Source organism: Novacetimonas pomaceti, assembly GCF_003207955.1.
Classification (GTDB): domain Bacteria; phylum Pseudomonadota; class Alphaproteobacteria; order Acetobacterales; family Acetobacteraceae; genus Novacetimonas; species Novacetimonas pomaceti.
On the sequence record NZ_NOXG01000001.1, the window covers coordinates 502009 to 510127 of the forward strand.

An 8119-nucleotide genomic window follows, 5' to 3' on the forward strand; every position below is an offset into this window, starting at 1 on the left:
AGGATGCAAGCACCCCGGCGCAGGATTTTTACCTGCGCGCCGGACGTCGAAGACGATAGGCAAGGGCTTCGGCGATATGGGGCTGTCCGATATCCTCCATGGCCGCCAGATCCGCGATTGTCCGCGCCACACGCAAAAGCCTTGTATAACCGCGCGCCGACAGGCCCAGCCGTTCCGACGCCATGACGGCGTAATCGCGCGCGGCGGGCTGGATGGGAAACAGTTCGATACTGGCTTCCGCATTGCGCAGGCCGTCCTGTCGACGTTTCTGCCGTTCATGGGCGGCGGCAACCCGTTCCGCCACGATGGCGCTGCGTTCCCCCCGGGCCATGCCCGCGATCTGGCCCAGCGGGACGGGTTCGACCCTGACGCACATATCCATGCGGTCCAGCAGGGGGCCGGAAATACGGGCCTGATAATCCTCCCCACATCGCGGGGCCTTGCGGCATTCCTGCGCGGCATCGCCCAGATAACCGCAGCGACAGGGGTTCATCGCCGCGACAAGCTGGAAGCGGGCAGGGTAGGTCACATGGGCGGCTGCCCGCGCGATCGTAATGGACCCGGTTTCAAGGGGCTGGCGCAGCGTTTCAAGCGCATGCCGGGAAAATTCCGGGAATTCATCCAAAAACAGGACGCCGCGATGCGCCAGGCTGACTTCGCCCGGCCGCGCCCTGGTGCCGCCGCCGCTCAGTGCCGCCTGGCTGGTGGAATGATGCGGGTCACGATAGGGCGGCCGCACGATGGGGTGACCATCATGCAGCATGCCGCTGACGCTGTGGATACGGCTGACCTCCAGAATTTCTTCTGTCGTCAGGTCCGGCAGGATACCGGGCAGGCGGGCGGCCAGCATGGATTTCCCGGCGCCGGGCGGCCCCGACATCAGAAGGGAATGCCCGCCCGCCGCCGCGATTTCCAATGCGCGCTTGGGGCTTTCCATGCCCCGGACATCCGCCAGATCCAGTTCCGGCACTGCTGCGACCTGTCGCGTGGGGATCGGAAGTTCGACCGGCGTCAGGACCTGATGGCCACGAAAATGATTGACGAGGGCAGGGAGGCTGTCCGCAGCAAGGATATCCATGTCCTCGCTGGCCCAGCGGGCCTCCACCCCCTGCGCGCGGGGACAGATCAGGCCCAGCGACAGTTCATGGGCGCTGATCCCGGCCGACAGCACCCCACGGACGGGATTGAGGCCGCCATCCAGCGACAGTTCACCCAATGCGGCATACCGCGCCAGCATGTCATAAGGCACGATCCCCATGGCGCAGAGCAGGGCGAGGGCGATCGGCAGGTCGAAATGCGACCCTTCCTTGGCAAGGTCAGCCGGCGCGAGATTTACGACAATCCGCTTGGCCGGCAGCGACAGTCCCATGGCGGACATCGCGGCGCGGACGCGTTCACGCGATTCCGCCACGGCCTTGTCCGGCAGGCCCACGATCAGGAATGATGGCAGCCCGGATGAAAGTTGCACTTCGACCTTAACGGGTGTGGCATCAATGCCACAGAACGCAAAGCCATGGATACATGCCAGCAAAGTGTCAGCCATCAGTCAGAATTCAATCCGTGCGATCAGTGGAATTCCATGATGCAGGAATGTGGCGCCAAGCGCCAACCCGGTCATTCCGTCTGGCACATTTGTTGGCATAATATATATTATAGAACATTCGGCGCAGACCGGGCGGGAGGCGGTCCGCCGTGCGGCCATGTCGCACACAGGACGCCAGTTCCTGATCCGGCATCTGCCGGTTCCGCGCATCGTTCCTGACGCCCGTGGAACCGGCCTTTCCATATTATCGCAGCCCCGTTATGGCCTGAACCCGCTGCAGGATATCCATCCCCGTTTCGGTAAAGGCTTCCGGGCTGAACTTGGTGCAGACGAACTCCCGCGCCTTCTGTCCCATGGCATGCAGCTGTTCTGGCTGCGACAGCGCACGGATCAGCGCATCCGCCAGCGAAGGCGGATCATACGGGGCGGCGCACCAGCCGGTCCTCCCCTCCTGGATGGAGTAATTCATTTCCCCCACGGTCGTGCCAACGACAGGAAGTCCGGCCTGCATGGCCTCATGCATGGCGATGCAGAACCCTTCCCAGCGCGAGGGCTGTACGTACATATGCTGTGACGCCAGGAAATCGTGCGTATCGCTGACGAAGCCCGGAAACCGGATCATGTCGAGGCCATGGGCCCTGCAGCGATCCTCTATGAAGGTGCGATGCCGTCCCTCGCCATGGACCGTGATTTCATAAGGCGGAAGCTCCACCCCCCTTTTCTTGATCAGGGCCAGCGCGGCGCATAGGTCGCCATATCCCTTTTCGCGCGACAGTCGCCCCAGGGAACCTATCCTGATGACCTCTCCCCTCGTCCAGGCATGGGCATGGGGGGCGTTCGGGGTCGCGCGGAAGATGGGCCAGCATGCCAGCCGATCTTTCGGGACGCCCAGGCGTTCATGGGTCAGTTCCGTGACGAACTCGGAATCCCCGACCCAGAAACATGACAGCCGTCGCATGGATTGCAGCAGGCGAAGATTGGCGGGCTTGAGGAAGGCGGAATGCTGCCAGCTGACCACCGGCCAGCGGTGACGCGCGCCCACTACCTGTCCCAGCAGGGCCGAACGGATCAGCGAAGTCCACAGAAGGTCGGGGCGCCATTGCGTAACCGCGTGATTGAGCCAGCGGAGCGTGCGCACGTGCTGCGTTTCGGTGAACGGGCAGATTTCGACGCGCAGCCCGGCCTCCTCCAGCCGGGGAAGCGCCAGTCCGTCGCGGCGTGACAGTACGAATATGGAAACCTCATGCCCGGCCTGACGAAAGACGGAAGTAATCGCGGGAACCGGAAAAGACGCGCCACCGCCTTCAAGGGAATTTATAATATAGGCAATGCGCATTACTCGTCAGGTTCCTGCCACGGGTTGTTGATGCGCGGTTTTAGCAAAAACGGCGCAAAAAACACTACTGGCTGAATGACAATCGGTCATGTCACGTTATGAATCAGAGTCTGTCGTTCATGAACGGGGGAACCTGTCGGGATGCATGCGCGGTTTTTTCGCAACGTGTGCACATGAAAAGGGCTCCGCAGGAAGTCGCCCTTCCCCGGGTCGGGAGTTCTCCATCGCGGGCCAGACGGCCATTTGCGCAGATTTTTTCATGCACGATGGCGTCCCGACATGCAGTTCTGCCTGTCATGGATGGCTATGTCATGATTTCATGATGGAAATGGCTGGGGGACCTGGATTCGAACCAGGGCTGACCGGGTCAGAGCCGGTAGTTCTACCGCTAAACTATCCCCCAGCAGGTCTGCCCTGATCGGCAGAGGCGCTGTCGTTGCGGTGAGGGGGTGATAGCACCGGGTCCGGGGGTGCGCAACCATCTTTTTTCGATCTTTTCACGCAATCACATATTTGACTTGCGTTTAATGCAGGACAGTCCCCACAATGAAGGAATGCCTTGAAGGGCAAAGGATTGTACGGATGCTGCACAACGTTCCCCACCCCGCCGCGCAGGAACAGGGCCAGATGTTCGGGATGTCTGATTTCAGGCAGCCATCCTGTTCCGCCCCCCTGTACGCGGCGCTGGATCTGGGAACGCATAATTGCCGCCTGATGGTTGCGGCGCCAGCGGGACGGGGCTTTCGCGTCATCGACAGTTTCAGCCGCGTCGTGCGCCTTGGCGAAGGGCTGCATCGCACGGGACGGCTGGGCCATGCGGCCATGGAACGCACGGCCGAAGCCCTGCGGACATGCGTCGCACGGATGCGTCGCGCGGGCCTGCGGAAATATGCGGCCATCGCAACCGAAGCCTGCCGCCGCGCCGAGAACGGGCCTGCCTTCCTTGAAGCCATCCGGCACGAGACGGGGCTGTCCATTTCCATCATTTCCGCGCGTGAGGAAGCCGAACTTGCCCTGACAAGCTGCGCCTCACTCCTGCATGACGGACGCTTCTCCCCGCTGCGGGGGCGTGCGCTGCTGTTTGATATTGGCGGCGGGTCAACGGAAATCGCGTGGGTACGTACCGATCATGTCCGGACGCGGCAGTCGCTGATCGGGTATCTGAGCCTGCCGATGGGCGTCATCACCATGTCGGAACAGATGGGGGACGCCGCCTTTACGCCAGACGGTTACGCGGCAATGATCGCGATGACGCGCGCGCGGCTGGAGGAATTCGAGAAAGTCCACTGCATCCGGCGCGAAATCGCGGGGGGCAATGTCCTGATGATGGGGACAAGTGGCACCGTGACGACGCTGGCCAGCGTCGCGCTGGGGCAGGTTCGCTATGACCGCGCCACGGTCGATGGTGCCACCCTGCCCATGAACCGGGCGCTGGAGGTCATCAGGACCCTTAACCGCATGGACCTGGCGGGGCTGTCGGCCCATGTGGGGATCGGGCCGGATCGCGCGCGGTACATCATGGCGGGATGCGCCATTTTCGAGGCCATACAGCAGGCATGGCAGGTGCCGGAGGTCGTCGTGGCGGATCGAGGATTGCGTGATGGCATGCTTTTGCGCATGATTGGCAGGAATTCGCGTATCGCCTTTCAGCCGGTACCCCCTTCCTTTTCCCATGTCCGGCCCCGAATGCGCCCGACGAGCGATACCTTTGCATGAAAAGACGACCAGCAGACCAGAAGCCCCGCGTTCCCGGAAAATCCCGTTCCAGCAGCCTGACTCCCGGCGAATCCCTTGCCAGCGCGGATTCGAGCGCCGTTCGTTCAGCCCGCAACCAGACCGTTACCGTCAAGAAGGCGCGTGGCCGCACCACGGCGCAGCACCGCTGGCTGCAGCGACAGCTCAATGACCCCTATGTTCAGGCAGCGCAGAAGCAGGGATGGCGATCCCGCGCGGCGTTCAAGCTGATCGAGCTTGATGACCGCTTCCATCTTCTCCGGCCCGGCATGCGGGTGGTCGACCTTGGCGCGGCCCCCGGTGGCTGGGCGCAGGTGGCCGTCAAGCGCGGGGCCAGCCATGTGGTGGGGGTTGACCTGCTGCCGGTGGATCCCGTGCCCGGCGCGACGATCATCGAGGGGGATTTCAATGACCCGGACATGCCGGACCGGCTGACGCGGCTTCTTGATGGGCCGGCGGATCTGGTGATGTCGGACATGGCCCCCAACACGACAGGCCACGCGCCGACCGATCACCTGCGCATCATCGGCCTTGCCGAACTGGCGCTTGATTTCGCGGTCCGGATCCTGGCCCCCGGCGGCAGTTTTGTCGCAAAGGTGTTTCAGGGAGGCTCGGAAAAACAGATGCTCGAGGCGATGAAGCGTTCGTTCGGGCAGGTGCGTCACGCCAAGCCCCCGGCAAGCCGCAAGGAATCCAGCGAACTCTACGTCATCGCCACCGAGTTCCGGGGGCGCGGGGCCGAACAGGCCTGACCTCCCCCGACAGGATCGGGGGAGGATGCGCCATTACGGCGTGTTCCACAGCCACGCCGCGCCCCGGACGCCCGAACTGTCGCCATGCATATTCTTGACAATCGGCGTATTGCAGTTGGGCGTGATGGCGTAACGTCGCATCAATGGGGGAACGCGTTCATAAATCTCCCCGATGTTCGAAACCCCGCCACCCAGCACGATGACGTCGGGATCAAGGAAATTGATCGCCAGCGCGCAGGCGCGGGCCATGCGTTCCATGTAACGGTCAAGCGCGCCGATGGCCGTTATGTCGCCGTTTTCCGCGGCATCCACGATTCCGCCCGCACTGCGATGGCCCGGACCTTTCCAGTCCTGCGCCAGGGCGGATCCGCTCAGGAAGCGTTCCATGCACCCTTCGTTCCCGCAGAAGCACTTGGGCATCGGGAATTCTTCCAGGCGCGGCCACGGCAGCGGCACATGTCCCCATTCGCCCGCGATGTGATGCGCGCCGATGATCAGCTGGTGATCCGTTACGATCCCCGCGCCCATGCCCGTGCCGATAATGACGCCAAAGACGGTCTTGTACCCCTGCCCCGCCCCGTCGATGGCTTCGGACAGGGCAAAGCAGTTGGCGTCATTTTCCACCCGGACCTTCCGGCCCAGCGCCTCTGTCATGTCCCTGTCGAGCGGCTGGTTGTTCAGCCACGTGGCATTGGCGTTCTTGATGACATGCGTGTCGGGACTGATGGAGCCGGGAATGCCGATTCCCACGGTCCCTTCCCCACCCAGTTCCCCGTCAACGCCGGAAATCAGCTCGCACATGGCGCGGATGGCGCCGCTGTAATTGCCCGGGTTGGTGATGCGGCGGCGGATCAGTTCCCTGCCATCATGACCCAGGGCCGCAATTTCGATCTTGGTGCCCCCAAAATCGATTCCGATACGATAAGGCCCCATCAGCAGCTACTTTCATGCGTCATGATTACATCCATGGCTTGTTTTCTTTTATGATCCGATCTCGCTCAGACTTCAAACCCGCCCTGTCCCGCATGCCGGAGGGCTCCGTATCAAAAGGAAGAGACGTGGCATGAACGAAATCCTACTTGATGCACGCGGACTGACATGTCCACTCCCCGTGCTCAAAGCGAACCGGATCCTGCGTGGCATGCCCGCCGGGGGGCGGCTGCGTGTCATGGCCACGGATCGGGCGTCCGTGGCCGATTTTCAGACTTTCTGTCGGGAGACCGGACATGCGCTGATCGCATTCGGTGAGGAAGGCGGAACCCTGTCATTTGTGATCCGCCGCAAGCAGTCTTCTGAAAATAAATAGTTTTTTGTGGATTTACATGAGCATTGGCATCTATCCATGCGCAATGACGCGCCGGTCATGCCCGTGACGCGGTGCAATCCGTTCACATGCCCCTTGGCAGAAGCCTGCTCAAGGTTGTAATTCCTGCGCCACGAGATGATGAAAGTGTGACATGCCGATGACAGATGAACTGACTTCCCTTTCCTTCGAGGACGCGCTTGCCGAACTGGAAGGCATTGTCCGTCAGCTGGAAGGCGGTCAGCTCAGGCTGGAAGATGCCATCAAGGCATATGAGCGTGGCGCCGTCCTTCGACAGTATTGTGAGACCCGGTTGAACGAGGCCGAGGCCCGCGTTCAGGCGATTATCCAGCGCGCCGACGGCACGCTGGATGCGAAATCTATGGATTGATGCGTCAGATGAGCCAAACAACAGCACCCTCGCCCGAAAAAGACGGCCAGGACCGTATGGTCCGTCTGCGTGCCTCCCTTGCCACGCGGGCCGAGGCGATCGAGCATGCGATCGACCGCCTGCTTGCCCCGGTAAAGGGCGGCGAAGCGCGCCTGATCGATGCCATGCGCTATGCCACCCTTGGCGGGGGGAAGCGTCTGCGCGGCTATCTGGTGGCCGAGGTCGCGAGCATGTTCGGTGTGGACGGGGCCGCGGCCTATCGCGTCGCCGCGTCGGTGGAAATGCTGCATGCCTATTCCCTGGTGCATGACGACCTGCCCGCCATGGACGACGATGACCTGCGCCGGGGGCAGCCTTCCACCCATCGCAAGTTTGACGAGGCGACGGCCATCCTTGCGGGGGATGCCCTGCAGACGATGTCGTTTGGCATCCTGGCCGATCCCGCGACCCATTCCGACGCCGGCGTGCGGATCGAGCTTGTCACGGCGCTGGCCGCGGCCTCGGGCGCCGCGGGCATGGTCGGCGGCCAGATGATCGACATGGAAGGCGAAGGCCGTTCCCTGTCGCTGGAGGAAGTGGCGCGGCTGCATGCGCTCAAGACCGGCTGCCTGATCCGCTACTCGGCGGAGGCCGGGGCGATCCTCGGGCAGGCCCGGGCTGATGTGCGGGAGAGAATCGCGGCCTACGGGCGCGACCTTGGCGCGGCCTTCCAGGTGGCGGATGACGTGCTGGACGCGACCGCCAGCGCCGAGGAACTGGGCAAGACGGCGGGCAAGGACGAAGCCGCGGGCAAGTCCACCTATGTCGCGCTCCTCGGTGTCGAGGGCGCTGCGCGGGAGGCGCGCCGCCTTGCGGAACAGGCCAAGGCCCATCTGGATATCTTTGGATCCGAGGCGGACCGCCTGCGCGATCTGGTGAATTACGTGGTAGAGCGCAGGAACTGAGTGCATGACTGATACCCCCTCCCCCGACGCGGAGTCCTGGGGCTCGATCCCGACGCTGGGCCGTTTTGCGCATCTGGACCGGGTGCGTTACCCGCATGACCTTCGCAACCTTTCGG

8 protein-coding genes and 1 tRNA gene are annotated in these 8119 nt (G+C 62.9%); 5 read left to right on the forward strand and 4 right to left on the reverse strand.

Annotation, left to right across the window (positions count from 1 at the left end; genetic code table 11):
- Positions 1-28: 28 nt before the first annotated feature.
- The 3 genes from CFR71_RS02355 to CFR71_RS02365 all read right to left on the reverse strand — a co-directional run bounded on the left by CFR71_RS02355 (position 29) and on the right by CFR71_RS02365 (position 3282).
- Complete coding sequence (locus CFR71_RS02355) at positions 29-1543, reverse strand: YifB family Mg chelatase-like AAA ATPase (RefSeq protein WP_110526500.1); 1515 nt, start codon at positions 1541-1543, stop codon at positions 29-31.
- 244 nt (positions 1544-1787) lie between these two features.
- A complete protein-coding gene (locus CFR71_RS02360) occupies positions 1788-2879 on the reverse strand; it encodes a glycosyltransferase family 4 protein (RefSeq protein WP_110526503.1) in 1092 nt (363 codons plus the stop codon).
- 329 nt (positions 2880-3208) lie between these two features.
- Positions 3209-3282 (reverse strand) — tRNA-Gln (locus CFR71_RS02365).
- Between the two features lie 179 nt (positions 3283-3461).
- Between CFR71_RS02365 and CFR71_RS02370 the strand changes: the two genes are divergently transcribed.
- Positions 3462-4595, forward strand: coding sequence for a Ppx/GppA phosphatase family protein (locus tag CFR71_RS02370; RefSeq protein ID WP_110526666.1), 1134 nt, complete (start codon positions 3462-3464; stop codon positions 4593-4595).
- Positions 4592-5365 (forward strand): RlmE family RNA methyltransferase, encoded by a 774-nt coding sequence (locus CFR71_RS02375; RefSeq protein ID WP_110526506.1) that lies wholly within the window; start codon positions 4592-4594, stop codon positions 5363-5365. Before CFR71_RS02370 ends, CFR71_RS02375 begins: the two co-directional genes overlap by 4 nt.
- A 33-nt stretch (positions 5366-5398) precedes the next feature.
- On the opposite strand, the gene CFR71_RS02380 is transcribed toward CFR71_RS02375, so the two are convergent.
- Positions 5399-6298, reverse strand: coding sequence for an ROK family protein (locus CFR71_RS02380; protein WP_110526508.1), 900 nt, complete (start codon positions 6296-6298; stop codon positions 5399-5401).
- Between the two features lie 130 nt (positions 6299-6428).
- On the opposite strand from CFR71_RS02380, the gene CFR71_RS02385 reads away from it, so the two are divergent.
- The 3 genes from CFR71_RS02385 (at position 6429) to CFR71_RS02395 (ending at position 8003) form a co-directional block, all read left to right on the forward strand.
- Complete coding sequence (locus tag CFR71_RS02385) at positions 6429-6671, forward strand: sulfurtransferase TusA family protein (RefSeq protein WP_110526511.1); 243 nt, start codon at positions 6429-6431, stop codon at positions 6669-6671.
- 157 nt (positions 6672-6828) lie between these two features.
- Positions 6829-7059 carry an exodeoxyribonuclease VII small subunit gene (locus CFR71_RS02390; RefSeq protein WP_110526668.1) on the forward strand — a complete coding sequence of 77 codons (231 nt, stop codon included), beginning with the start codon at positions 6829-6831 and terminating at the stop codon, positions 7057-7059.
- A 56-nt stretch (positions 7060-7115) separates the two neighbouring features.
- A complete protein-coding gene (locus CFR71_RS02395) occupies positions 7116-8003 on the forward strand; it encodes a polyprenyl synthetase family protein (protein ID WP_110526514.1) in 888 nt (295 codons plus the stop codon).
- The last annotated feature ends 116 nt before the right edge of the window (positions 8004-8119 follow it).

Excerpts from the sequence above, each read along its gene's own strand:
- CFR71_RS02355 (WP_110526500.1), bottom strand. The coding sequence starts at position 1,543 with ATGGCTGACACTTTGCTGGCATGTATCCATGGCTTTGCGTTCTGTGGC.
- CFR71_RS02360 (WP_110526503.1), bottom strand. The coding sequence starts at position 2,879 with ATGCGCATTGCCTATATTATAAATTCCCTTGAAGGCGGTGGCGCGTCT.
- CFR71_RS02370 (WP_110526666.1), top strand. The coding sequence starts at position 3,462 with ATGCTGCACAACGTTCCCCACCCCGCCGCGCAGGAACAGGGCCAGATG.
- CFR71_RS02375 (WP_110526506.1), top strand. The coding sequence starts at position 4,592 with ATGAAAAGACGACCAGCAGACCAGAAGCCCCGCGTTCCCGGAAAATCC.
- CFR71_RS02380 (WP_110526508.1), bottom strand. The coding sequence starts at position 6,298 with ATGGGGCCTTATCGTATCGGAATCGATTTTGGGGGCACCAAGATCGAA.
- CFR71_RS02385 (WP_110526511.1), top strand. The coding sequence starts at position 6,429 with ATGAACGAAATCCTACTTGATGCACGCGGACTGACATGTCCACTCCCC.
- CFR71_RS02390 (WP_110526668.1), top strand. The coding sequence starts at position 6,829 with ATGACAGATGAACTGACTTCCCTTTCCTTCGAGGACGCGCTTGCCGAA.
- CFR71_RS02395 (WP_110526514.1), top strand. The coding sequence starts at position 7,116 with ATGGTCCGTCTGCGTGCCTCCCTTGCCACGCGGGCCGAGGCGATCGAG.